Source organism: Salibacterium salarium (genome assembly GCF_030813635.1).
In the GTDB taxonomy this organism is placed as follows: domain Bacteria; phylum Bacillota; class Bacilli; order Bacillales; family Marinococcaceae; genus Salibacterium; species Salibacterium salarium.
Genome location: NZ_JAUSUM010000001.1, coordinates 698335 through 722070 on the forward strand (window position 1 = coordinate 698335; position 23736 = coordinate 722070).

At 41.4% G+C, this 23736-nt stretch carries 21 protein-coding genes; 17 read left to right on the top strand and 4 right to left on the bottom strand.

Going from position 1 to position 23736, the window contains the following annotated elements; translation table 11 throughout:
• The first annotated feature begins 255 nt into the window (after positions 1 to 255).
• Both J2S78_RS03325 and hpf read left to right on the top strand, forming a co-directional pair.
• Positions 256 to 1683, top strand: a complete 1428-nt coding sequence (locus J2S78_RS03325) for an NAD-dependent succinate-semialdehyde dehydrogenase (RefSeq protein ID WP_306896244.1) — start codon at positions 256 to 258, stop codon at positions 1681 to 1683.
• A 127-nt stretch (positions 1684 to 1810) separates the two neighbouring features.
• Complete coding sequence (hpf, locus tag J2S78_RS03330) at positions 1811 to 2395, top strand: ribosome hibernation-promoting factor, HPF/YfiA family (RefSeq protein ID WP_306896983.1); 585 nt, start codon at positions 1811 to 1813, stop codon at positions 2393 to 2395.
• A 290-nt stretch (positions 2396 to 2685) separates the two neighbouring features.
• Here hpf and J2S78_RS03335 read toward each other — a convergent pair whose 3' ends face one another.
• Both J2S78_RS03335 and J2S78_RS03340 read right to left on the bottom strand, forming a co-directional pair.
• Positions 2686 to 2886, bottom strand: coding sequence for a hypothetical protein (locus tag J2S78_RS03335; RefSeq protein ID WP_306896246.1), 201 nt, complete (start codon positions 2884 to 2886; stop codon positions 2686 to 2688).
• Between the two features lie 372 nt (positions 2887 to 3258).
• Complete coding sequence (locus tag J2S78_RS03340) at positions 3259 to 3537, bottom strand: site-specific integrase (RefSeq protein ID WP_306896248.1); 279 nt, start codon at positions 3535 to 3537, stop codon at positions 3259 to 3261.
• Between the two features lie 577 nt (positions 3538 to 4114).
• Here J2S78_RS03340 and secA point away from each other — a divergent pair.
• From secA to J2S78_RS03395, 11 genes are all read left to right on the top strand, one after another.
• Entirely contained in the window at positions 4115 to 6643 is a 2529-nt protein-coding gene (gene secA / locus J2S78_RS03345; RefSeq protein ID WP_306896250.1) for a preprotein translocase subunit SecA, read from the top strand.
• Positions 6644 to 7096: 453 nt separating this feature from the next.
• Positions 7097 to 8201 (top strand): peptide chain release factor 2 gene (gene prfB / locus J2S78_RS03350; RefSeq protein ID WP_306896252.1). Its coding sequence is split into 2 segments (ribosomal slippage): positions 7097 to 7168 and positions 7170 to 8201, totalling 1104 coding nucleotides; the frame shifts between segments, so codons are not numbered across the junction.
• An 87-nt stretch (positions 8202 to 8288) separates the two neighbouring features.
• Positions 8289 to 9155: a YitT family protein gene (locus J2S78_RS03355; protein ID WP_306896253.1), complete on the top strand. Its 867-nt coding sequence runs from the start codon at positions 8289 to 8291 to the stop codon at positions 9153 to 9155.
• A 63-nt stretch (positions 9156 to 9218) separates the two neighbouring features.
• On the top strand, positions 9219 to 9563 hold the full coding sequence (locus J2S78_RS03360; RefSeq protein ID WP_306896254.1) for a c-type cytochrome: 345 nt from the start codon (positions 9219 to 9221) through the stop codon (positions 9561 to 9563).
• Positions 9564 to 10109: 546 nt separating this feature from the next.
• A complete protein-coding gene (ftsE, locus tag J2S78_RS03365; RefSeq protein ID WP_306896258.1) occupies positions 10110 to 10796 on the top strand; it encodes a cell division ATP-binding protein FtsE in 687 nt (228 codons plus the stop codon).
• A complete protein-coding gene (ftsX, locus tag J2S78_RS03370; protein WP_306896260.1) occupies positions 10786 to 11679 on the top strand; it encodes a permease-like cell division protein FtsX in 894 nt (297 codons plus the stop codon). Before ftsE ends, ftsX begins: the two co-directional genes overlap by 11 nt.
• A 21-nt stretch (positions 11680 to 11700) precedes the next feature.
• Positions 11701 to 12954, top strand: coding sequence for a murein hydrolase activator EnvC family protein (locus J2S78_RS03375; RefSeq protein ID WP_306896262.1), 1254 nt, complete (start codon positions 11701 to 11703; stop codon positions 12952 to 12954).
• A gap of 389 nt (positions 12955 to 13343) precedes the next feature.
• Complete coding sequence (locus J2S78_RS03380) at positions 13344 to 14315, top strand: ABC transporter substrate-binding protein (RefSeq protein WP_306896263.1); 972 nt, start codon at positions 13344 to 13346, stop codon at positions 14313 to 14315.
• Between the two features lie 39 nt (positions 14316 to 14354).
• Complete coding sequence (locus tag J2S78_RS03385; RefSeq protein WP_306896264.1) at positions 14355 to 15359, top strand: FecCD family ABC transporter permease; 1005 nt, start codon at positions 14355 to 14357, stop codon at positions 15357 to 15359.
• On the top strand, positions 15356 to 16396 hold the full coding sequence (locus J2S78_RS03390; protein ID WP_306896265.1) for a FecCD family ABC transporter permease: 1041 nt from the start codon (positions 15356 to 15358) through the stop codon (positions 16394 to 16396). Before J2S78_RS03385 ends, J2S78_RS03390 begins: the two co-directional genes overlap by 4 nt.
• A gap of 18 nt (positions 16397 to 16414) precedes the next feature.
• Positions 16415 to 17233 carry an ABC transporter ATP-binding protein gene (locus J2S78_RS03395; RefSeq protein WP_306896267.1) on the top strand — a complete coding sequence of 273 codons (819 nt, stop codon included), beginning with the start codon at positions 16415 to 16417 and terminating at the stop codon, positions 17231 to 17233.
• Positions 17234 to 17643: 410 nt separating this feature from the next.
• Here the strand turns inward: J2S78_RS03395 and J2S78_RS03400 are convergent, their stop codons facing one another.
• Positions 17644 to 17892, bottom strand: a complete 249-nt coding sequence (locus J2S78_RS03400; RefSeq protein ID WP_306896269.1) for a hypothetical protein — start codon at positions 17890 to 17892, stop codon at positions 17644 to 17646.
• A 728-nt stretch (positions 17893 to 18620) separates the two neighbouring features.
• On the opposite strand from J2S78_RS03400, the gene J2S78_RS03405 reads away from it, so the two are divergent.
• Both J2S78_RS03405 and J2S78_RS03410 read left to right on the top strand, forming a co-directional pair.
• Positions 18621 to 18911 carry a phospholipase gene (locus J2S78_RS03405; protein WP_306896271.1) on the top strand — a complete coding sequence of 97 codons (291 nt, stop codon included), beginning with the start codon at positions 18621 to 18623 and terminating at the stop codon, positions 18909 to 18911.
• A gap of 65 nt (positions 18912 to 18976) precedes the next feature.
• Positions 18977 to 19561 (top strand): DUF421 domain-containing protein, encoded by a 585-nt coding sequence (locus J2S78_RS03410; protein ID WP_306896274.1) that lies wholly within the window; start codon positions 18977 to 18979, stop codon positions 19559 to 19561.
• Positions 19562 to 19573: 12 nt separating this feature from the next.
• Here J2S78_RS03410 and J2S78_RS03415 read toward each other — a convergent pair whose 3' ends face one another.
• Entirely contained in the window at positions 19574 to 20692 is a 1119-nt protein-coding gene (locus J2S78_RS03415) for a cysteine desulfurase family protein (protein ID WP_306896276.1), read from the bottom strand.
• Between the two features lie 140 nt (positions 20693 to 20832).
• Between J2S78_RS03415 and J2S78_RS03420 the strand changes: the two genes are divergently transcribed.
• Both J2S78_RS03420 and J2S78_RS03425 read left to right on the top strand, forming a co-directional pair.
• Complete coding sequence (locus tag J2S78_RS03420) at positions 20833 to 22002, top strand: chromate transporter (RefSeq protein WP_306896278.1); 1170 nt, start codon at positions 20833 to 20835, stop codon at positions 22000 to 22002.
• 169 nt (positions 22003 to 22171) lie between these two features.
• On the top strand, positions 22172 to 23662 hold the full coding sequence (locus J2S78_RS03425; RefSeq protein WP_306896280.1) for a S41 family peptidase: 1491 nt from the start codon (positions 22172 to 22174) through the stop codon (positions 23660 to 23662).
• The last annotated feature ends 74 nt before the right edge of the window (positions 23663 to 23736 follow it).

The window sequence follows — 23736 nt, forward strand, 5'->3', positions numbered from 1 at the left end:
AGCGGGGGGGGGCATTCTACCTGTAAGCTAAGTATGGAGGAGTTTGACTTGGGGATGTCTTCTAAGGTGTCATGTGTCCTGTTCGTTATGCTAGTCATTTTACACGGAAAAAATGTGTACGCAATGTATCTAAAATCCCTTATGTTCGTCAGTATCGCAAATACGGAGCACAGTATGTGAAATACGAGCTTAGTAAACTTCAATTTCGGGTATAAATGAATAAAATCACAAATAGTTTAGAAGGAGCGTTTTAACATGGATGGTCAATTATATATAAATGGAGAATGGAAAACGGCAGGAAAAGAACCATTTGTTGTATATAATCCGGCAAATAACGATTCTATCGGAACGGCAGCTGATGGTGGAGAAAAGGAAACGCAAGAAGCGATAAAAGCTGCTGAGAGTGCTTTTCCTACCTGGGCAGGGTTGCCAGCACCTGAACGATCAGCTTATTTGAAAGAAATCCACCGCTTGATGATGGATAAGCAGACAGAACTGGCGGAAATGATTACTTTTGAAATGGGAAAGCCATATCATGAAGCGAAAGGAGAAGTAGCTTATGCAGCCTCATTTCTAGAATGGTATGCCGAAGAAGCCAAACGGGTCTATGGCGAAACAATTCCAGGGAATTCTTCGGACAAACGGTTGATGGTTATTCGTCAGCCCATTGGTGTCGTTGGTGCGATTACTCCTTGGAATTTTCCGCAGGCGATGGTGACAAGAAAAGTGGCTCCTGCTTTAGCGGCAGGATGTCCAGTCGTATTAAAACCGGCGGAAGATACACCGTTGTCCGCGGTTAAATTTGCGGAAATATGTGAAGAAGCGGGGCTGCCGGAAGGTGTGTTTAACCTTGTTACCGGGAAATCAGCTTCAGAAATCGGCGGCGAGATTATGAAGAACAAAACCGTACGTAAAGTGACATTCACCGGTTCGACGGAAGTAGGAAGAATACTGATGGAACAAGGAGCGGACCACATTAAAAAGTTGTCGCTGGAATTAGGCGGACACGCTCCTATTCTTGTGCTCGATGATGCCGATATTGAAAAAGCGGTTAACGGAACCGTCGCCTCTAAATTTAGAAATGCAGGCCAAACGTGCGTCTGCGGTAATCGGATATATGTCCATGACAGCGTGTACGACACATTTATCGAGAAATTAAAAGAAAAAGTGGACAGGTTAAAAGTGGGAGATGGTTTTCAAGCAGGTGTAACAGTCGGTCCGCTCATTAATGAACAGGGATTTGAAAAAGTGGATCGTCACGTGAAGGATGCTATAGATAAAGGGGCGGAACTAGTTGCTGGTGGAGAAGGCTATGAAGAAAATGGCGCATATTTTTATCAGCCGACTATCTTAAAAAATATAGACAGTGACATGGTCATTATGGAAGAAGAGACATTTGGCCCCATCGCCCCTGTCCAAAAAATTTCAAGTCTGGAAGAAGGAATTCGTCTAGCTAACGATTCTCCGTTTGGATTGGCGGCTTACTTTTTCACAGAAAACATGAGCCGTGGTATGAAAGTAGCGGAAGGGCTGGAATTTGGCATTGTTGGCTGGAATGACGGATCGCCGTCTGCGGCTCAGGCGCCATTTGGCGGTTGGAAACAGAGTGGAATGGGACGTGAAGGCGGTCATCAGGGAATCGAACCTTTCTTAGAAACAAAATATATTTCGATGGGACTTTAAGTCTAAAAAAGGAGAGAGGTCGATAAGTTAAAGAAATTGTTAAAAATTTTGACGAATTTTTAGTTTTAGAAGGTATTTGTAAAGTGAATATAGAATAGTAGTAGTATCGAAAGGAGGAGTTTACTTGATGAATTATAATATTCGCGGTGAAAACCTAGAGGTGACTCCGGCACTTAAGAGTTATGTGGAAAAGAAAGTAAGTAAAATGGAAAGATATTTTGATACAACGCCCGTTGCGGACGTTCACGTCAAGATGCAGGTCCACAATAGTGAAAGTAGTATAGAGGTAACGATTCCGATGCCTCAACTAGTACTGCGTGCCGAAGAAAAACACGCAGACATGTACGCAGCCATTGATTTAGTAGTGGAGAAACTTGAACGGCAGATTAGAAAACATAAGACAAAAGTGAACCGCAAGTTTCGCCAAGAGGGCAGCGTAAAGTACATGTTTAAAGATAATATTGAAGATTTAAATGAAGAGATTGCAACGGGGGAGCTCGGCAATGAGGAATTCCCTGAAGAAGAAGTAGATGAATATGAAATTGTACGTAAAAAGCGGTTTAATTTAAAACCGATGGATACAGAAGAAGCTATTTTACAGATGGACATGCTCGGACACGCGTTTTTCGTATTTTCGAATGCGGTAAATGGCGATACCAATGTCGTGTACCGTCGAAGAGATGGAAAATATGGATTGATTGAACCAGAATAATATACATGTTGCAAAGGCTGTCTCTGTTAAGAGGCAGCTTTTTTGCGTGATGTGTGTGATGTCGCGTTGTTGTGTACTGACAATAAAGTTGTTTAATTATGAAACCGATAATACGCATTACACCGTCCTCAAATGAGGACGGTGTAAAATAAAGTTGTTTAATTTTTGGTGCAATTAACGAATAACACTTCATAGATGTAACAATAAAGTCGTTTAAATTGATGGTTGTTCAACAATCGGACCATTAAATAAGCGTCCGATTGCTTTAAATAGGCATATTTAATAAGAAATCACCAATCTAATTTCAGCAGTTCTGCAACAATCTCATCACTACCAGGAAGAAACATAAACACTGAAATAACGATAAATAGAACTCCAAAAACAAATAGCAATATAACAACTTTAACAGCCGCAGGCACACCCTTTTTCGTAAGACCGACAATAATAAAGACAATACCTATCAAAAGCAATAGTAAGTACCAAAACCCCATTACACTACCCCCTTTCTATAAATTATGCTTATTAAGCAATTTGGACCATTTGTTGAATATCAGTTTAATCATTGCTCTTGCACTAAATGCTCCGTTAATTTAAGTATATTTCTTCACAATCCCCTTCAATGTTAACATAAATATCCAATTAGAAGAGAAAATTTCTTACACAATAATCTGGCCCCTATTCTGGAATAGAAGAAGAAGTTTTTTAACAACTTTATTGTTTTTTTATATTTAGGTTAGGAAAGTGAAACCGTTGACGTTTAAAGAACCAAACATATTAGACATATATAATATGTTTGATCCAATTTTATTACCTTATTCAACTAAAGGGCCGTTACTTGAATAAGAAAATCATACTACCTTTTTTTAATGAGCGACAACTTTATCACTTTCATATGGATTTCTAAGCCATGCGACGAAGTTGGATAACTTTTCAAAGCTTACTTGCTGATAATCAGTTTCTATTTGCTCTAAATACATAAAATAGAATTTCAAAGCCGTACAATAAGTCTGCAAAGTGTTGCTGCTAAGCTCTCTGTTGTGTAGGTATTTCATATACTTTGCAACGGGCTCAACGGGTAAACCATCTTTATCAATGAGGAGATATACCTTTCTGCTACAAACAAAAATTTGTTCTATCCTCATGAGCACACCTCCAATCAGTTTGTTATTCACAATAGGACTTCTAATTGCGAAGTGTTTTGCTACTAATGGTTCTATGGTCCTCGAACTTCGTTCTGCGGAGTGCTATCTCGAATCGAGGCTACGCCCCCCTAAACTCAAACAATTGTTCTTTTCTATATTTACATATTATACTTTCTAAAACATATCCATATTTTCAATATTTATATCTTGAGTATAATATGGAGATAAAAAAGGATAATCAGTCTCCATAATGGACTAACTATCCTATAAATTATTATCTTAATTTAAGTTTTTTAAATGACTTTATTGTAAATGAAACAACTTTGTTGTAATTAAACAGTTGTCCCGAAAAAAGCGAAAAGTGTCCGGAACCACGTCTAGGTGTCTCGAAAAATGCAAAAAGTGTCCCGAAACGATCACATCATGTCCCATAAATCGATATGCCTGGCACATACTCCCTGCCAATAGAGGTAATAATGGGTTCACGTTGTAAGCCTGGCAGCAAACTGATAAAATAGTAATAACTGTGTAATGGAAAAGTTTCCTTGATATAAAAAGAGAGGACGATGATTGCGTCATGATCGGCTTATTAAAAAAAGTAATAGGCGACACAAACCAGCGAAGTGTCAAAAAACTGGAAAAAACAACCGATGAAATCGAAAGCTACGCAGACGAAATGAAGAAGCTTTCTAATGATGGTTTGAGAGAAAAAACATCAGAATTTAAAGAACGATATGAGAACGGAGAAACGTTGGAGCAACTTCTCCCAGAAGCATTTGCTGTCAGCCGGGAAGCAGCCACAAGAGTGCTCGGTTTAACCCCTTTCCGCGTGCAATTGATGGGGGCAATTGTCCTTCATCAAGGTGATATTGCTGAAATGAAGACAGGGGAAGGGAAAACCTTAGTTGCAACCATGCCTGTATACCTTAATGCTATTGCAGGCAAAGGCGTTCATGTTGTAACAGTAAACGATTATTTAGCCGGACGAGACAGTGAAGACATGGGTGAATTGTACCGCTTTCTTGGATTAACGGTCGGGTTAAATCAAAAAGGGATGTCAAAAGAAGAAAAAAGAGAAGCGTATCTTGCAGATATAACGTACGGAACGAATAACGAATTCGGCTTTGACTACTTGCGTGACAACATGGTTCTTTATAAGGAAAAAATGGTGCAGCGCCCGCTTCATTTTGCTGTTGTCGATGAAGTGGACTCGATTTTAGTGGACGAAGCTCGGACGCCGCTTATCATCTCAGGTTCGGTCCAGCAGTCGACGAAAATGTATATGGCAGGAGACGCATTTGTTCGTCGATTAAAAGCAGAAGAAGACTACACTTTTGACGAAAAAACGAAGAACGTTCAATTGACGGAAGAAGGGGTTAACAAAGCAGAGCAAGCATTTGGTATTGATAACCTTTTTGACCAAAAACATGTTCAATTAATACATCATATTAACCAAGCCTTAAAAGCACACATCACGATGTATAAAGATACAGATTATGTCGTGGAAGACGGACAAGTTGTCATTGTCGATCAGTTTACAGGCCGGCTCATGGCTGGACGTCGTTATAGTGATGGGTTGCACCAGGCAATTGAGGCAAAAGAAGGACTCGAAGTACAGAAAGAAAGCATGACACTTGCCTCTATCACATTTCAAAACTATTTCCGGATGTATAAAAAACTTGCCGGAATGACAGGGACTGCCAAGACAGAAGAAGAAGAGTTCCGTAATATATATGGCATGAACGTGACATCCATACCAACGAATAAGCCGATTGTTCGCGATGATAAACCAGATATGATTTATAAATCACGAGAAGGTAAGTTTCGTGCGATTGCGGATAAGATTGAAGAGCTTTATCAAAACGAACAGCCGGTTCTTGTCGGTACAGTCAGTGTGGAGATATCGGAGCTCGTTTCGAACATGCTCAAAAAGAAAAAAGTCCCTCATAACGTATTGAACGCGAAACACCACGAAAACGAAGCAAGTATTATTGAAAACGCAGGCCAAAAAGGGGCTGTCACGATAGCAACCAACATGGCTGGACGTGGAACTGATATTAAACTAGGAGACGGTGTCACCGAACGCGGTGGTTTGTTTGTCTTGGGAACCGAACGCCACGAAAGCCGTCGTATAGATAACCAGCTACGTGGACGTTCAGGACGTCAGGGAGATCCGGGTGCTTCTCAATTTTATCTTTCCATGGAAGATGAATTAATGCGCCGGTTTGGTACAGATAATATGCGCAATATGATGGAAAAATTGGGCATGGAAGATGATCAGCCGATTGAAAGCAGACTCGTTAGCCGTGCGGTCGAACAAGCACAAAAACGGGTGGAAGGTCATAACTTTGACGCTCGTAAGCAAGTCCTTCAATATGATGATGTGATGCGCGAGCAACGTGATATCATTTATGCCCAGCGGATGGAAGTACTTGAGTCAGAAGACCTTAGCAGCATCGTGAAAAACATGATAAAGTCTGTTGTCGAACGGGCTGTTGCTGTGTACACACCAGAAAATATGGTTCCGGAAGAATGGGATCTCGAAGCGCTTGTCAACTATCTACAAGGCACCGTCTTGTTTGAAGGAGATTTAACAGAAAAAGAAGTCAGCGGCATGGAACCGGAAGAAATCACTGAGCTTGTTATGGAAAAAGTGAATGCTCATTATGAGGAAAAAGAAGATCAACTAACAGAAGAAACGATGCGCGAATTTGAACGTGTAGTCATGTTGCGCGCTGTTGACCGCAAGTGGATGAACCATATTGATCAGATGGATCAGCTCCGCCAAGGCATACATTTGCGGGCCTATGGTCAAAATGATCCGTTGCGAGAATATAAATTCGAAGGCTTTAATATGTTTGAAGACATGGTTCATTCTATTGAAGAAGAAGTCGCAACTTACGTCATTAAAGCGCAAGTTCGCAGCAATCTTGAACGCGAAGAAGTGGCAGAAGGAAAAGCAGTTCATGGTGATAACACTGAACGCGATAACCAAAAACGCCGTCCCGTCCGCAAAACAGAGACAACGCGTCGTAATGACCCGTGTCCTTGTGGAAGCGGGAAAAAGTACAAGCACTGCCACGGCCGTGAAGAACAAGCGCAATAGGAGGTGAGAGGGGGAGGCGGTGTCCTTCTCCTCTTTTCTTGGTAGATAGGAGTGTGGGAACCAGCTTCAACGCGTCAGTTCGGTGTTGTCTCAGAACGAGGAGGTTTGAACCGAATCGGGCCATACCCGCGGAAACCGTCCTGTCTGGAGCGGCTGCACAAATAAGCACATTTTAAAAAAAGTTAGCCCCCACAAAGGGTGGAATCTCTAGTTACCAGATTCCATTTTTCTAGACAAATCAATGTTGAAAATTTGGAGGACAAATGAAAGATGGATGAAGAACGTTTTGTCCCTAATACGACAAATCCAGGACAAAACGTAACGAAAATCGGTGTGAAATGTCTTGAATCTTTATCATACGAGACATTTCGGGGGAAGGACTGTCTCGAAAAGAGAAGCATCGGACCGACACCCCGAACCAGCTAGAAAATATTTCAGTAGAGGTGATTCGATATGGATATGGCCGAAATAAATCATGAACTTACGAATATGGCTAAGCGTTTAGCGGACTTTAGGGGGTCTCTTTGACCTCTCTGAAAAAGAGGAGCGAATAACGGAATTAGAGCAAAAAATGACAGAACCAGGCTTTTGGGACCGCCCAGAAGAATCCAAAAAAGTAATCGATGAATCCAATGCGTTAAAAGAAAAAGTGAATGGGTATAAAGAGCTTGCCGACGCTTACGATGATTTGGAACTTTCCTATGAACTCGTGAAAGAAGAAGACGATGAGGATTTAAAGGAAGAACTAGAAAAAGGCGTACAATCATTGAACAAAAGATTAAATGACTTTGAATTGTACATGTTATTAAATGAACCGTATGATAAAAATAACGCTATCCTTGAATTGCACCCAGGGGCTGGTGGCACAGAATCGCAGGACTGGGCTTCGATGCTTTTACGCATGTACGTGCGTTGGGCAGAAAGTAAAGGATTCTCTGTCGAAACATTGGACTATCTTGCTGGAGACGAAGCAGGTCTAAAAAGTGCAACCATCTACATTAAAGGCCACAACGCCTATGGATTTTTGAAGGCGGAGAAAGGAGTTCATCGGTTGGTTCGAATTTCTCCTTTTGATTCATCTGGACGGCGGCATACGTCTTTTGCCTCTTGTGATGTGATGCCGGAGATGGAAGATGATGTAGAAGTTGAAGTAAATAATGAAGATTTAAGAATTGATACGTATCGTTCCAGCGGGGCTGGTGGTCAGCACGTCAACACGACGGATTCAGCGGTCCGAATTACGCACCACCCGACAAATACCATTGTTACTTGTCAAAATGAGAGATCTCAGCTGAAAAACAGAGAAACAGCCATGAAAATGCTGCGCGCGAAACTGTATCAACTAAAAATTGAAGAACAACAAAAAGAATTGGATGATATTCGCGGGGAACAAAAAGAAATCGGCTGGGGAAGCCAAATTCGTTCGTATGTGTTTCATCCATACAATATGGTCAAAGATCACCGCACGAATCGAGAAATTGGCAATACATCTTCTGTGATGGATGGCAATATTGACCCATTTATTGACGAATATTTGCGTCATAGTATGGAAACGTAATCGTAATGGAGGTCTGGCTCTATCGGTGGCCAGGCCTTTTTTTCTTGGAGATCTTTTAGAAACCTTGAAGGAAAGGAGGATATTGATATGAATTGGAAGAAACGACGAGAACCAATGCCGAAAAATCTGGAACGTACGCTAAACACCATTCTAATCTTGGCGGGATCAAGCATTTTAGCTGTCTCTTATAATCTTTTTTTACTTCCGAATCGAATTGCTTCCGGTGGTCTAAGCGGCTTTGCGACGATTGTCTATGAAGTGACGGGAATCGAACCAGCTATTACGTTATGGAGTTTGAATATTCCAGTATTTATCGCCGGCATTCTGTTGTTAGGTGGATGGAAATATGGGGGGAAAACATTAGCGGGAACCCTGTTTGTCCCTTTAGTTATTTACCTTACGAGAAATATCGATCCGGCTGTGAGTGATCCGCTGCTTGCTTCTTTATTTGGAGGAATCGGGGTAGGCATAGGATTAGGGCTTGTCTTTCGGGCTTATGCATCAACAGGTGGCACCGATTTAATCGCACAAATTATACATAAATATACGGGCGTTTCGCTTGGAGCGTGCGTCTTTATAATGGATGGTTTAATCGTTTTGACATCTGCTTTTGTATTTAGTTTGGAATATGCGTTATATGCATTAATAGCTTTGTTTGTTACGGGGAAGACTATAGATGTTGTTCAAACCGGTGTGGGATATGCTAAAGTTGCGCTGATTATTACACGCCAAGAAAAAGATGTACAGGATGCTATATTGCACCAGGTGGACCGCGGTGTGACAAGGTTATCCGGGGAAGGCGGCTACACACAAGATCCGCGACCTGTTCTTATGTGTGTCGTTCAGCAAAACGAAGTCACTAAATTGAAACAACTCGTACAAACCACTGATGAAGAAGCATTTGTCATTGTTACGAACGCTACGGAAGTATTAGGAAAGGGTTTTAAAATGTAAAATGTGGGTTACAATAAAATATGTAATATTTTGCAGTTTTTTTTACAAAGGGAGGGTATCAACATGAAGAAAGCGATGTTGGCATTTGCTGGAAGTGCTATGTTAATCCTTGGCGCCTGTGGTGGCGGCGGAGAAGATGAAGCTGGAGATTCTGGCGCTGACAACGGCGGTGGAAATGGCGGCGGGAAGTCATACGACGCCGAAGCCGCACAAGAAAGCTATGACAGTAACTGTCTGCAATGTCATGGTGAAAACCTTGAGGGTCAAGTAGGACCGGAATTATCCGGCAATGACTTGTCAAAAGACGAAGTACTATCGATGATCCAAAATGGTGGTAACGGTATGCAGGCTAACATCATTGAAGGTGAAGAAGCAGAAAATGTAGCAGCCTGGATTGCTGATCAATAAGAAATAGAAAGACTCTGTTAGGAAACAATGCTTTCCAACAGGGTCTTTTTGTTTTTATAAGGTTCTGGGCAGAAACGATAGGCGGGCGAATCCAGGGAGGATGATGCAGAGCCGCTTCGAGAGTAACTTCTGAAAGCGCCCGTCTGTATCGCAGCTTTACGGACGTCTTGCGTTTCTTTTGCAGAAAACATGTAAAACAAAATAAACATAGGTATATATACCTATGTTTATTAATACGAAAAGCCCGGAAATAACTGGTGAATCAATGTAACATATGTATTTGGTTAAATTTTTACAATGATTGAAATAAAAATGTAATACTTTTTTAGCATTTTTCATGATAAAAAAATGATACAATATGTAATGGACAACGACAGAAATATTGCATTCTTTCGTTTTTTCAACAAAAGAAGCTAAACAATGACATCTAGAAAAAAGATTGAATGTGCTTGGGTACGTCCAAGTATCTTTTCATGTAAAGGTGCTTGAGCGGGCAACGAACAAGAAGAACAACACAGAATATGTTTGCTTCAGGAAGTGATTTGTATGATAGAAATGAACAATGTAACAAAGACCTATAAAAACGGGGTTAATGCCCTTAATAACATCGATATTTTGATTGAAAAAGGTGAGTTTGTCTATGTGGTTGGACCAAGCGGCGCTGGTAAATCAACGTTTATCAAAATGATTTATAGAGAAGAAAAGCCATCGGATGGATCAATCACCATACACGGAACAGACCTTACAACATTGAAAGAAAAACACGTACCGCATTTACGCAGAAAAATCGGCGTCGTCTTTCAAGACTTTAAACTTCTTCCGAGATTGTCTGTTTTTGAAAATGTGGCATTTGCACTCGAAGTGATTGAAGAATCACGTGATGTCATTCGCAAACGTGTAATGGAAGTTCTTGATATTGTTAAATTAAAAAATAAGGCGCGCTTCCTCCCGGATGAACTATCAGGTGGAGAACAACAACGCGTATCTATTGCTCGTGCCATAGTCAACTACCCGCGTGTTGTGATTGCGGACGAGCCTACCGGAAATCTAGATCCAGATACATCATGGGAGATTATGGAGATACTAGAAAACATCAATAGAAATGGCACGACTATTCTTATGGCTACCCATAATCGAGAGATTGTAAACGCGATAAAGAAACGCGTTATTGCGATTGAAGCAGGTCGAATTGTTCGTGATGAAACAAGGGGGACCTACGGCTATGAAAAGTAGAACCTTAGTGCGTCACGGAAAAGAAGGCATGAAAAATATTGGTCGTAACGGTTGGATGAGTTTTGCTTCTATTAGTGCCGTTACGATTATGCTCCTAGTTGTTGGTGTGTTTCTTCTCTTGATTATGAATATGAACCATTTCATGTCATCGGTCGAAGAGGATGTAGAAGTTAGGGTTTATATTGATGTGACTGCATCTGACCAGGAACAAGAAGAACTGGAAGAGGAATTAAAACAATTAGAAAATGTAGATAGTGTTACATATTTGAGTAAAGATGAAGGACTCGATCAACTGATTAATAGTTTAGGAGATAACAGTGAAGCATTTGAGTCACTGCGGGATGAAAATCCTTTGAATGATGCGTTTATTCTTCAAGCGACATCGCCGCAATTGACCGAAAATGTGGCAGAACAAGCACAGGAACTTCCTAATATTGAAAGAGTTGACTTTGGAGAGCAAGTAGTAGAACAACTCTTTAATGTAACGAATATTTTGCGGATTATTGGGGTTGTTCTTGTATTAGGACTCATGTTTACCGCTATGTTCTTAATTTCTAACACTATTAAATTGACGATTGTAGCACGGCAAAAAGAAATTCAAATCATGAAGCTTGTCGGCGCGGCAAATGGATTTATACGTTGGCCTTTCTTCATAGAAGGGTTGTTGCTCGGAGTGGCAGGATCTGTCATACCGATTGCCGTCATGACAGGAGGATATCATTACTTATATGATGCCTATGCGGACAGGCTCAGCCTAAATTTTGCCGAAATGCTGCCGGTTTTCCCGCTAACCCTGCAAGTATCCCTTGTTTTACTTGGGATAGGCATACTGGTTGGAATATGGGGAAGTATTACGTCCGTTCGTAAGTTCTTGAAAGTTTAGACTAGAGGAGGAACCATGGGGATGAGAAAAGGATTAATCAAAGTCATGGCTGCGGTATTTGTTGTATCATCCGGTTTTACATACGGTTTTTCTGAAAACACCGCTGAAGCTAATGAAGAACTTCGCCAAAAATTAAATGATTTGCAGGAAAAACAAGAGAATAAAGAGTCAGAATCTGAAGAAACAAAGGAAGAAATGCAAGCACTTGAAGATGATATTCAAGAGGTAAATGAAGAAATAAAAAATCTTGATCAAAAGATGACCGAAACCAATGAAAAGATAACGGAAAAAAAAGAAGAGATTGCTGATACAGAAGAGCGTATTGAAGAATTGGATGGACGCATCAAGGAATTGGAAGAAAGAATCGCAGAACGGGACGAGCTTTTAAAAGATAGAGCGAAAGCTATGTATCAAAACGGCGGTTCGGTTGATTATCTTGACGTGTTAATGGGTGCGAAAAGCTTTGGCGATTTTCTGGACCGGGTATCTGCTCTAAATACAATTGCAGATCAGGATAAAAAAATCTTGGAGGACCACATTAAGGACCAGAAAGAACTTGAGGATGCGAAAGAAGAAGTAGAAAAGGAACGCCAATCCCTAGAGGAGGAAATGGCGGACTTAGAGGATTTGAAGGAAGAACAAGAATCCCAGCGTGAAGAAAAACGTGATATTCTAGGTAACTTAGAAGAAGAAGAAAATGTATTGGAAGATGCGTTATTATCTCTTCAAGATGAAGAAGAACTTCTCGAAAAACAAGAGAAAGCGGCGGAACAAGAACTTGAAGCTTATGAGGAACGTCAGCGTCAACAGGCTCAGGAAGAATCTACTGGCGGTTCTGGCAGTGGACCTTCGGGCAGTGCCCCCGCAGACAATGGCGGTTCTATGATGAAACCTGCTACTGGTACATACACTTCGGAGTATGGCCAGCGTTGGGGCAGATTGCACGCTGGTATTGATATAGGATCCGGAGGTCGTTCGAATGTTCCTATTGTTGCGGCGGAGAGTGGTACGGTTGTAAAAGCAGGTTACATGAATGGATACGGTAATACCGTTATGCTTTCGCACCGGATTGATGGGCAACAAGTGACAACTCTTTATGCACATATGTCCTCTACCCAAGTCTCATCTGGTGACAGCGTATCGAGAGGACAACAAATTGGAGTGATGGGAAATACCGGTGCTTCTCAAGGAGCACACCTCCATTTTGAAGTACACGAAGGCCCGTGGAACGGAGCTAAATCGAACTCTGTGAATCCAAGAAACTATTTGCCATAGTAGTGAAAATATACTGGAAGAAAGGCTCACAACTAGTTAATGTTGTGGGCCTTTTTTTGGTTCTACTAGTAAATGTGCGGGGGTCCATTGAGAAATCCTGAGGTAACACCTATTGATAAGTGATCAAGGGAAACACATGAAGTGGAGGAAGTGAAACAGAGCAGTGGTTTGAATGGCGCACGACGATTCGTTAGCAGATACGAAGAGTAGAGAAGCTGGCGGATATTTAATTCGTTATTTGGCTCGTTTCCGGATCAAAATACATTTGGAGAATCTCCCTTCTATTCGACAAATAATACTTTTTTTTGAAAAGTGTTGACGATAGTATAAAATAACTCTATAGTTAACAATGAAAATCATTATCAATTATTAATAGGAGGAGAATTACTATGTTCGACACAAGAAAACTTATACCTTTTTTATTCATTATTGCTCTTTTAGCTGCTTGCGGTACAGAAGAAGGGTCTGGAAACAGTAGTAGTGCAGATTCAGATAACGAATCAGGAGAGAGCAGTGAAACTAGAATAGTAGAACATGCGATGGGAGAGACAGAAATAGAGGGAACCCCTGATAAAGTAGTGACACTGTATCAAGGAGCGAATGATACGGCAGCGGCGCTTGACATAGAACCAATCGGAATGGTGGAGTCATGGACCCAACAGCCGATTTATGAATACTTACGTGATGATCTTGAAGGGACAGAAATTATCGGACAAGAAACACAACCTAATCTTGAGGCGATTGCAGAAATGGATCCTGATGTCATTATTGCTTCTAAAACACGACATGAGGAGATATATGATGACTTGTCTGCCATTGCACCAACCGTCGTAGGAGAAGAAGTGTACAAATGGAAAGATACTCTCAGAATTACCGGGGAAGCCCTGAATAAAGAAGAAGAAGCCAATCAGTTATTGGAAGATTATGAAAATCGCGTCGATACTTTTAAAGAAAAAATGGGGGATGACCTTCCAATCGAAGCGGCAATAACGAATTTTCGTGCCGACCACGCTCGGATTTTTTATATGGGATTTGCAGGTCAAATTTTAAAAGATGCCGGATTTGAAAGACCAGAAGGGCACGATAATCCGGATGAATGGGGTATTAAACTATCATCAAAAGAAAGCATTCCTGAAGCTGATGCAGAAGTTATTTTTAATTTTAATTCGGGAACGGAAACCGAGCAGATTGAAGAGACATATGAAGAGTGGACGTCTCATCCGCTCTGGCAAGAACTCGAAGCTGTACAAAACGATGAAGTCTACATGGTGGAAGAGGAAACATGGAATGCTGGCGGTGGTGTATTGGCTGCTAATCTTATGGTAGACGATTTGTACGATATGTTTGGCGTAGAAGAATAATCAGATCATAGAAAGGGTGAATAAGGAAGAGGGAGATAGATGAAAGCAGTTTTAATGAAAAAAAGGATTCGTTTTTGTCTGATTTTTATACTCTTTTTGCTGTCTTTTGCAGCAAGCATCGTTTTCGGACAAACATCTATAACGCTGGAACAGGCTTTGTCTTCTTTTCATTCTTATGATGAGACGTCGACAGAGCACATCGTCATCCAATCCAACCGTCTGCCACGTGCGGTTATCGCTACGATTGTAGGAGCCAGTTTGGCAGTGGCGGGAGCGTTTATGCAAGCTTTAACAAGAAATCCATTGGCTTCTCCAAGCATATTCGGCATTAATCAGGGAGCAATATTTTTTGTCGTCATTGGTGTTGTCTTTCTTTCGGTTTCGTCTTTGGTTTCCTTAATGGGGCTCGCATTTTTGGGCGCTGCTGTTGCCGCTATGGTTGTATATTTTCTTGGGTCTATCGGAAGAGATGGACTGACACCGGTCAAAATGGTGTTGGCTGGTGCAGCCATTAGTGCTTTATTTCAATCCTATACGCAGGGAATTCTAGTCTTGGATGAAGCGGGGTTGCAGGACGTTCTGTTCTGGCTTGCTGGTTCTGTTAGCGGGCGTACATTTGAGATGCTACTTCCGGTTCTTCCATTTATGGGTGCAGCTATCATTATAGCGTTGTGTATGGGAAAAGCTATAAATCTACTGGTGACAGGGGATGACGTTGCAAAAGGAATGGGACAGCATGTAGCCGAATTGAAAGGAACGATGGGAATAATAGTCGTAATCCTTGCTGGAAGTGCGGTAGCGGTTGTTGGGGCTGTCGGGTTCATTGGACTGGTTGTTCCACATATTGCTCGTTTTTTTGCAGGCAGTGACTACCGCTTGCTTCTTCCATTTTCAGCTTTGATTGGGGCTGTTCTGCTCGTTTCAGCAGACGTGCTGGCTCGTCTCATCATCATGCCCCAGGAAGTTCCAATTGGTGTAATGACAGCAATCGTTGGCGGTCCTTTTTTCGTGTATATTGCTAGGAAAGGAGTGTCCAGCAGATGAAACCAGTTTTAACATTTCGCGGGAAGACGGCTTCATTTAAAATGGAAAAACGAATGGTTTGGAGACTGGCGCTGCTTCTGGCAGCTGTATTGTGTGCCTGCGTTCTCGGGCCTTCTTTGGGGAACAAAATAATTCATCCCATCGAAGTCATCCAAATAATGTTTGGCACGGGGACAGGCGGGGACTATTTCATCATTAATAATTCCCGTCTTCCTCGTACACTGGTTTCTCTTCTAGTTGGTGCGGCTCTCGGTGTTTCCGGTGTGATATTGCAGGGAGTGGTTAGAAATCCTCTGGCTGCACCAGATATTATTGGTATAACTGGGGGAGCTTCTGTCGCAGCTATAGCGTTTTTAACGTATGCCGCTGGAAGCAGTGTTGGGATTAAATGGCTTCCTGTTGCAGCCATTACAGGAGCGCTACTCATGTCAATACTCCTATATGTATTGGCTTGGAAAAAAGGAGTAACGCCCATCAGGCTTGTTTTAATCGGAATTGGTATTGCTGCTATTATGAGTGCGGGAACAACCTTTATGATTGTAGCTAGTTCATCAGTCGCTGCAGGGCAAGCATATTTATGGTTGACGGGAAGTATTTACGGGGCTTCGTGGGAAGATATATATATCATGTTCCCTGTTGTTTTTTTACTTACGCCTTTTGCTCTCGTTTTTTCAAAAAGTTTGAATGCTCAGCAGTTCGGAGACGATACAGCAGAAGGTCTAGGTGTCCGGATGCAGAGAGACCGCTTTACTTTATTATTTATTAGTGTTGTTTTAGCGGGGACTGCAGTAGCAGTAGTTGGAGCTATCGGGTTTGTCGGTTTAATTGCTCCACATATCGCCCGCGTTCTGGTCGGACGTACATTTGGTGGATTGATTACGGCATCAGCACTCGTAGGTGCTCTATTATTATTTGCGGCAGACGTAACCGCCCGTACGATATTTTACCCTATCGATGTACCGGCAGGGGTGTTTACAGCAGGTGTAGGGGCTCCATTTTTTCTTTATCTATTGTATAGAAATCGAAATCAACTTTAACAAGGGAGGCTTCCATTCATGAAAAATTTGCAAGTGACAGATCTGAGCTTTTCTTATGATAAGGAGCCGATTTTGAAAGACTTGTCTATTAGTATTCCAGAAGGAGAAATAACGGTTTTTATCGGTGGGAACGGATGCGGAAAGTCAACATTGCTGCGAACCATCGCTCGTTTACTCCAGCCGGAAACAGGAACAGTATTGCTTGACGGGGAAAATATTTCTCGTCTTAAAACGAAAGAAGTAGCAAAAAAAATGTCCATTCTTCCGCAAGGCCCGACAGCTCCGGAAGGATTAACCGTCGAACAACTCGTTCAACAAGGCAGATATCCTCATCAAAGCTGGTTAAAACAGTGGTCAACCGAAGATGAGAATATGGTGCATCAAGCGCTGGCAGCAACCAATATGGAAGACTGGGCTCATCAATCAGTTGACATGCTCTCCGGCGGCCAGCGTCAGCGTGCGTGGATTGCAATGAGTCTTGCACAAGGAACAGAAACGCTGCTTTTAGATGAACCGACAACATACTTGGATATGGCTCATCAAGTAGAAGTGCTCGATTTATTATATGAATTAAATGAAACAGAAGGCAGGACGATTGTTATGGTACTTCATGACATGAATATGGCCTGTCGTTATGCTCATAATCTTGTGGCGATAAAGGATAAAACCGTTTATGCCCAAGGACGTCCGGCAGATATTATGACAGTTGATACGGTGAATCATGTCTTTGAATTAAACTGTCACATCACGCCTGACCCATTGCACGGGACGCCGATGGTGATTCCATTTGGAAAACGAGGGGCACGTCTTCATTTTGAAGTACATGAAGGTATGTGAGACAAAAAACGAAACGGTATCTCAAAAACAGGCAAGGACCCGCGACCAAATACTATTGCAAATCCTTGCCTATTGTATCTATTCTTTTACCCGTTCTTCTGAAAGAAACAGATGGGAGGTTCGCCACGCCGAAAAAGGAACTAGTGAACCGGGACTTTCGCGACGAGGAGTCCAATTTCTGTAGGATCATTTTTCAAAAGAAGGACCGTTTTATTTATACGATGCTGTATGTCCTGCTCAGTACCGGCATGTGGATGGACGAATTGACCATGGCGTAAGATAAAAGAAATGTACCATCAACATCTACCGCGTTTGATTATAAAATTATCGTTGCTAATTACAGAACTCTAATAAAGGCAACCAAATGGTATATGAACCAATTTGGTTGCCTTTTGGTAACTGTTAAATTATCAAGGAATAAATTCATCCCCTGGATTGTCTAAGTCTCTTTCTAAATTTAGAATAATGAGATGTTTACTAGACCTGCCTTGAGAATCCCACTCTAAAGTAATAACCTGTTGAATAAAAATTTGGTCATTCTCATAAATTCTTTCAGAGTAAAATAAACCTTGTAACACAGTTTTTAAATTATCTTCATCTTGTGTGAACCTTTTTGTTTCATGTTCAACAAAAAGCTGCTTTCTTTCAATGTTACTCACTGTAGTCCACCTCTGGAATAGTCAGGATAATGTGTAGATCTATCTGGTCTGTCATTATTTATTACGACAGCATGAATTTTCTCATTTGTAAATTCACCTCTTTTTAAATTTTGAATATTAACATAAGTTGTTTTGAATAGTTTGAAAGTAAAACAACTGTATGTTTATATTAATGTAAAATTCTAACATAAATAGAAAATCAATGACTACATTTCTTAGTAATTTAGTTAAAGTAGTCGACAAAATAGAAGGGAACACTTATCGACAATAATTTTTTATGTGCCGTATCTGAGAGTGAGTATACATACTGGCATTCCAACATACAGGACTGCTCAGGATAGCCTCACTGAGATTTAGATGGGTTGGGACATTATGAAATAGGATACTAGAAATGTTGTCGTTTAAGGGTAGGGGCGTCTTAGAGATAAGGCGTTTTTTTCTATGTAGGGTTCTTTCTTTATGTTTCTGCGCCAATTTTTTGCTATCTTTAGACGTATTAATTAATTTAAACCGATAGATTTAAAAAACAGTCGTTACAAACAAAAGAGCGCCGATCGGACAATCCACCTCTTCTCCACTTTTAAAGAACAACCGGTCTCCATGGACAACAGCCTAGTCTCCAATCAGCACCAATTCTATGAAAATAGGCTGTGAAACAAGGCTGTCGTCCAAGCAAAAAATTTATATGTTTCATATCATAACGAAAAATGTTTTGAGAGGGAGGAACGATGGCCTACAACTATAACAATCGAAGGCTGAACCGTCCGAGACTTTGTATATTTCCTGGATATAATTGGTGTGGTCCGGGATGTAGTGGTCCGAGACCGCCAATCAATGCAGTCGATGCTGCATGTAAAGCACATGACGAATGTTACCGGAAATTTGGAAACTATTGCGGTTGTGATCAAGCGTTCATCAAACAATTAATGTTACTTCAAAATCCCAACACTCTAGAAGGCCGACATGCTAGAACGATACTCCGTTATATGAAAATACAGAGATTTTTTACGTGTTCGTAGTATAAACAGTTTCTATTATCTCACACTAAGGGACATGCACAATGGACATACACGGAGGGTCGATTATGGACTTACATTTCATCTGGGAATCAGCCGTTTTAGTGCTTGCTGGTATTTTATTGCTTCGCATAGCGGGACGTAAATCGATTTCGCAAATGTCGCTTGCGCAAACGGTTGTTATGATTTCCATTGGATCGATTATTATACAACCAATTATCGAAAATAGTCTATGGAAAACGATCGTAGCATCTGCCATTTTTATTGGAATGCTTGTATTGATTGAGTATTTACAGTTAAAGTTTAATGCACTGGAAAAAATTATTACAGGTAAGTCGAAACTTGTTATCAATGAAGGAGTACCGCAATACGAGACCCTGAAGAAGATGAGGTTTACGATTGATACACTGGAAATGAGGCTTCGTCAACAAGGTGTTTCCAACATAACGGATGTGAAAAAAGCGACTCTTGAACCGAACGGACAATTGGGATACGAGTTGAAAGAGGATGCGAAACCGATAACGGTAGGCCAGTTTAAAGAAATGATGGCGGGAATGATTTCGCCCCAACAACAAAAACAGGCGGAGTCCACTATTTTTACTGAAATAGAAAATAATGGACATCCGCTCTCTAACGATAAGGATCTGCGGTAGGTGGTTAGCTTTTTATTTGGAAATGATTTTCTTGAGACTTTCCACCACTATCTGGATATCGCTTTTTTTCGTGTATCGACCTAGACTAAAACGAATGGCCCCTTTCCCGGATTCGGTATCTTTTCCGATTGCTTTTAATACGGGGGAGAGATTCACGGATCCAGAATGGCAGGCGGCACCGGTGGATGCACATACGTCGGGAATGTCGTTGAGAATATCTTGTCCTATATATCCTTTAAAGCTGACATGTAAGGTGTTTGGCAGTCGTTCTACCGGGTGGCCGTTCAGAATAATTCGGCTGCCAAATTCGTTTTGTAGTTGCTGCCAAAAGTCATCCCGAAGCTCTTGTATATCTGTCTGGTGGTTATCGTATTCAATCAATTCGCAAGCCTTTCCTAAACCGGCGGCAAGTACTACGTTTTCCGTTCCGGCTCGTCTTCCTTGTTCATGTCCCGCTCCGTGCATAAAAGACTCAGGAGTTTGTCCTTTTCGAATATACAAGGCACCGATACCTTTTGGAGCATATAATTTGTGTCCGGCAATTGAAAGATAATCCACTCCCAGTTCATTCACATCTACAGGAATTTTTCCAAGTGACTGCGCAGCATCGGAGTGCAATGGAATATGATGACGACGAGCGATGTCTGCTATTTGATGAATCGGGTTCACCGTACCGACTTCATTATTCGCATGCATTACAGAAATAAGCACGGTGTTTTCTTTAATGGCTGCTTTAATATCCGCTGGATGGACTTGCCCATATGTATCGGTTTCTAAATATGTCACCTCTGTACCATATTTTTCAAGATGACGACAAGGTTCTAGTACGGCAGGGTGTTCAACCTTTGTTGTAATAATATGACCTTTATGTGGACAGGCATCGATTGTCCCTTTTAATACGTGATTGTTTGCTTCGGTTCCTCCGCTGGTGAAAATAATTTCCTCTGGAGCAGCTCCAATTAGGGATGCAATTTGTGCACGGGCCTTTTCTACAGCTTTTTTGGCAGGTATGCCAGCCCAATGAGAAGCGGAAGGATTTCCGTATGCTCCTTCGAGCGTTTCGATGATTATTTGTTGGACTTCAGGCGCAATCGGTGTGCTGGCATTGTAATCCATATAAATTCGTTTCATCCTGGACCTCCAATCTATATCTTGTTGATACTGAAAACTGTAAGGTAAAAATTTTGTAAAGACAAGAGAAAATATCTACCTTATGTTGCAAAGTTTCGGTATGATGAGACAAGTTATGAATTTATTGGAGGAAGGTGTATATGAGAAACGGTGGAAGTTTATTAGAACTGTTACTAATATCTTTACGGCTTGGACTTACTTCATTCGGGGGACCGGTTGCCCATCTTGGATATTTTCATGAAGAGTACGTTCGCCGCCGTCAATGGTTGGATGAAAAAAATTATGCCGACTTGGTAGCATTAGCGCAATTTTTGCCTGGTCCTGCCAGCAGTCAAGTTGGGATGGGAATCGGAATGGTACGAGCGGGCATTCCTGGAGCTTTTGTTTCTTTTCTAGGATTTACACTACCGTCTGTTATGGTATTAGTCATTTTTGCAGTATTGTTGCAAAACTATGATTTAGCAGATGCTAGTTGGATAAATGGACTGAAAGTAGTGGCGGTCGCAGTCGTTGCACATGCCATATTAGGAATGGGAAAAAAATTAACTCCGGACCGTGAGCGTACTTCTATCGCAGTTGTGACTATGATTCTACTATTGCTTTGGCAGACTGTTTATAGTCAAGTGCTGCTTATTATAGCAGCTGGCTTTGTCGGTCTTTACATATATAAAGAAAAGAAAGATCCAAAATCTCAATCGATGGCTGTTCCGATTCACGCCAAAACGGGCGCCATATGTTTAGGAATATTTCTTAGTTTACTAGTGCTGCTTCCGATAGCGCGCTCTGTGTTTTCCATTGAAGCATTGGATGTGTTTGATAGTTTTTATCGAGCGGGAGCATTAGTATTTGGAGGCGGACATGTCGTACTTCCGTTGTTAGAACAAGAAGTTGTTTCACATGGTTGGGTAAATGCAGAAGAATTCTTGGCAGGATACGGAGCAGCTCAAGCTGTGCCTGGACCTCTTTTTACGTTCGCTTCTTATCTTGGAGCTGTGATGGGTGGTTGGTCCACAGCATTGCTAGCAACGATTGCCATATTCTTACCTGCTTTTTTACTCATTATAGGAAGTATTCCGTTTTGGGATAAACTACGCCAACACGCTAAAATTAATGCAGCGTTGTATGGCGTGAATGCCGCCGTCGTAGGAATTTTGGCTGCTGCATTTTATGATCCGATATTTACAAGTGCAATAGGCAGTCAGGTAGATTTTGCACTTGCAGTTGGGCTGTTTGCATTGCTGTATTTCTGGAAAATTTCTGCTTGGCAAGTGGTTATTATTGGAATCGTCTGTGGTATATTTATTGGTTGATAAAATAAAGGAAGCTATGCGCTATAATCAAACGTTGCAACAAATCCCAAGTTTTTCTTAATGTTTGTTAAATAATATTTTTTGAATCCCATTTTCATGCTAGAATATAATAAGATGATGATACTCGATGACAAGGTTATTATATAGAAGAGCTGGGGTGGAAAGCATAATGGAATGGAAAACAAAATTAGCTTCAGCGATAACGGGAGCGGTATTAATTTCTGGAGCCGGCGGAGTGTATGCCGGAATGAACATAAATGGTGAAGAAAAGGACGATACGACTCAATCCGTTTCGAATATGGCCCAACAGTTACAATCAGAAACCGAAGATGATACGTCGGATTCGGTGGAAGAGGAACTGAAAAAATTAGAACGTGTTTATAAAACGATTGATGAGGATTACGTGGGTGATGTAGATACGGAAAAATTGTTTGAAGGCGCATTGAATGGAATGGTCGATGAACTCGATGATCCTCATTCTGCCTATATGGATGAAGATACGGCTTCTCAATTTAGTCAATCATTGGACTCTTCGTTTGAAGGAATCGGTGCAGAAGTTAGTATGGTTGATGACACTGTTACCATTGTTTCCCCCTTTGGAGGCTCCCCTGCCGAAGAAGCAGGATTGCAGCCCAATGACCAGATTTTAGAAGTGGATGGGGAAAGTACAGAAGGGGATACGTTGAATGAGACGGTCTTAAAAATTCGCGGTGAAAAAGGATCCACCGTAACGTTAACCGTGCAACGTCAAGGTTCATCGGATCCTTTTGAAGTAGATGTAGAACGAGATGAAATCCCCGTTGAAACGGTAAATTCTGAAGTGAAAGATCAAAACGGTCAATCCATTGGTATAATAGAATTGACCTCGTTTTCAGAAAATACTGCTGAGGAATTTGAAGAGCATTTAACCAACTTGGAAGAAGAGGGTATTGATGGGTTGGTAATTGATGTTCGAGGAAATCCCGGCGGATATTTAGAAAGCGTTGAAGATATTGGAGACTTGATTATTCCGGGAGATGAACCGATTGTTCAAATTGAACCGCCAAACGGTAACACAACCCGTTCGATTTCGTCCCTTGATGAAAAGAAAGAGTATCCAATTGTTGGTCTGATTGATGAAGGAAGTGTGTCTGCTTCAGAAATACTGGCCGGTGCGTTAAAAGAAGCAGGTGAGTACGATTTAGTCGGTCAAACAACCTATGGGAAAGGAACTGTACAGCAGTCCACGAGTTTAGGAGATGGCAGTCAACTTAAGCTATCGATGTACAAATGGCTTACCTCCGATGGCAATTGGATTAATGAAGAGGGTGTCGAGCCGACGGTAGAAGTAGAACAACCCGAATATTTTTATTCCGCCGTCCTTTCACCGGAAGAAGATCTTGAACAGGAAGCCAGTGGAGAGCAAGTCGAAATCGCTCAGCAAATGTTAAAAGGTCTCGGATATGACCCAGAACGAATGGATGGCTACTTTGATGAGGACACAGCAAACGCGGTTCGTTCGTACCAAGAATCTGTGGATGACCTTCAGGTAACTGGTGTGATTAATGAGAAAACGACGACCAGGATGAATCAGGATTTGCTCGAACTCATTCAAGATCCCGCAAATGATAACCAGTTAAATAGAGCGCTTGAACTGATTGGTGAAAAAACTTCTAAATAATAAAGAAAATAGAGAACATGCTTAAAGCGCAGTTTATGATGCTGCGCTTTTCTCATAATGGATGGAGGTGTTGT

What these genes read in the sequence shown, in the direction of transcription:
- J2S78_RS03325 (WP_306896244.1), top strand. Translation starts at nt 256, where the DNA reads ATGGATGGTCAATTATATATAAATGGAGAATGGAAAACGGCAGGAAAA.
- hpf (WP_306896983.1), top strand. Translation starts at nt 1,811, where the DNA reads ATGAATTATAATATTCGCGGTGAAAACCTAGAGGTGACTCCGGCACTT.
- J2S78_RS03335 (WP_306896246.1), bottom strand. Translation starts at nt 2,886, where the DNA reads ATGGGGTTTTGGTACTTACTATTGCTTTTGATAGGTATTGTCTTTATT.
- J2S78_RS03340 (WP_306896248.1), bottom strand. Translation starts at nt 3,537, where the DNA reads ATGAGGATAGAACAAATTTTTGTTTGTAGCAGAAAGGTATATCTCCTC.
- secA (WP_306896250.1), top strand. Translation starts at nt 4,115, where the DNA reads ATGATCGGCTTATTAAAAAAAGTAATAGGCGACACAAACCAGCGAAGT.
- J2S78_RS03355 (WP_306896253.1), top strand. Translation starts at nt 8,289, where the DNA reads ATGAATTGGAAGAAACGACGAGAACCAATGCCGAAAAATCTGGAACGT.
- J2S78_RS03360 (WP_306896254.1), top strand. Translation starts at nt 9,219, where the DNA reads ATGAAGAAAGCGATGTTGGCATTTGCTGGAAGTGCTATGTTAATCCTT.
- ftsE (WP_306896258.1), top strand. Translation starts at nt 10,110, where the DNA reads ATGATAGAAATGAACAATGTAACAAAGACCTATAAAAACGGGGTTAAT.
- ftsX (WP_306896260.1), top strand. Translation starts at nt 10,786, where the DNA reads ATGAAAAGTAGAACCTTAGTGCGTCACGGAAAAGAAGGCATGAAAAAT.
- J2S78_RS03375 (WP_306896262.1), top strand. Translation starts at nt 11,701, where the DNA reads ATGAGAAAAGGATTAATCAAAGTCATGGCTGCGGTATTTGTTGTATCA.
- J2S78_RS03380 (WP_306896263.1), top strand. Translation starts at nt 13,344, where the DNA reads ATGTTCGACACAAGAAAACTTATACCTTTTTTATTCATTATTGCTCTT.
- J2S78_RS03385 (WP_306896264.1), top strand. Translation starts at nt 14,355, where the DNA reads ATGAAAGCAGTTTTAATGAAAAAAAGGATTCGTTTTTGTCTGATTTTT.
- J2S78_RS03390 (WP_306896265.1), top strand. Translation starts at nt 15,356, where the DNA reads ATGAAACCAGTTTTAACATTTCGCGGGAAGACGGCTTCATTTAAAATG.
- J2S78_RS03395 (WP_306896267.1), top strand. Translation starts at nt 16,415, where the DNA reads ATGAAAAATTTGCAAGTGACAGATCTGAGCTTTTCTTATGATAAGGAG.
- J2S78_RS03405 (WP_306896271.1), top strand. Translation starts at nt 18,621, where the DNA reads ATGGCCTACAACTATAACAATCGAAGGCTGAACCGTCCGAGACTTTGT.
- J2S78_RS03410 (WP_306896274.1), top strand. Translation starts at nt 18,977, where the DNA reads ATGGACTTACATTTCATCTGGGAATCAGCCGTTTTAGTGCTTGCTGGT.
- J2S78_RS03415 (WP_306896276.1), bottom strand. Translation starts at nt 20,692, where the DNA reads ATGAAACGAATTTATATGGATTACAATGCCAGCACACCGATTGCGCCT.
- J2S78_RS03420 (WP_306896278.1), top strand. Translation starts at nt 20,833, where the DNA reads ATGAGAAACGGTGGAAGTTTATTAGAACTGTTACTAATATCTTTACGG.
- J2S78_RS03425 (WP_306896280.1), top strand. Translation starts at nt 22,172, where the DNA reads ATGGAATGGAAAACAAAATTAGCTTCAGCGATAACGGGAGCGGTATTA.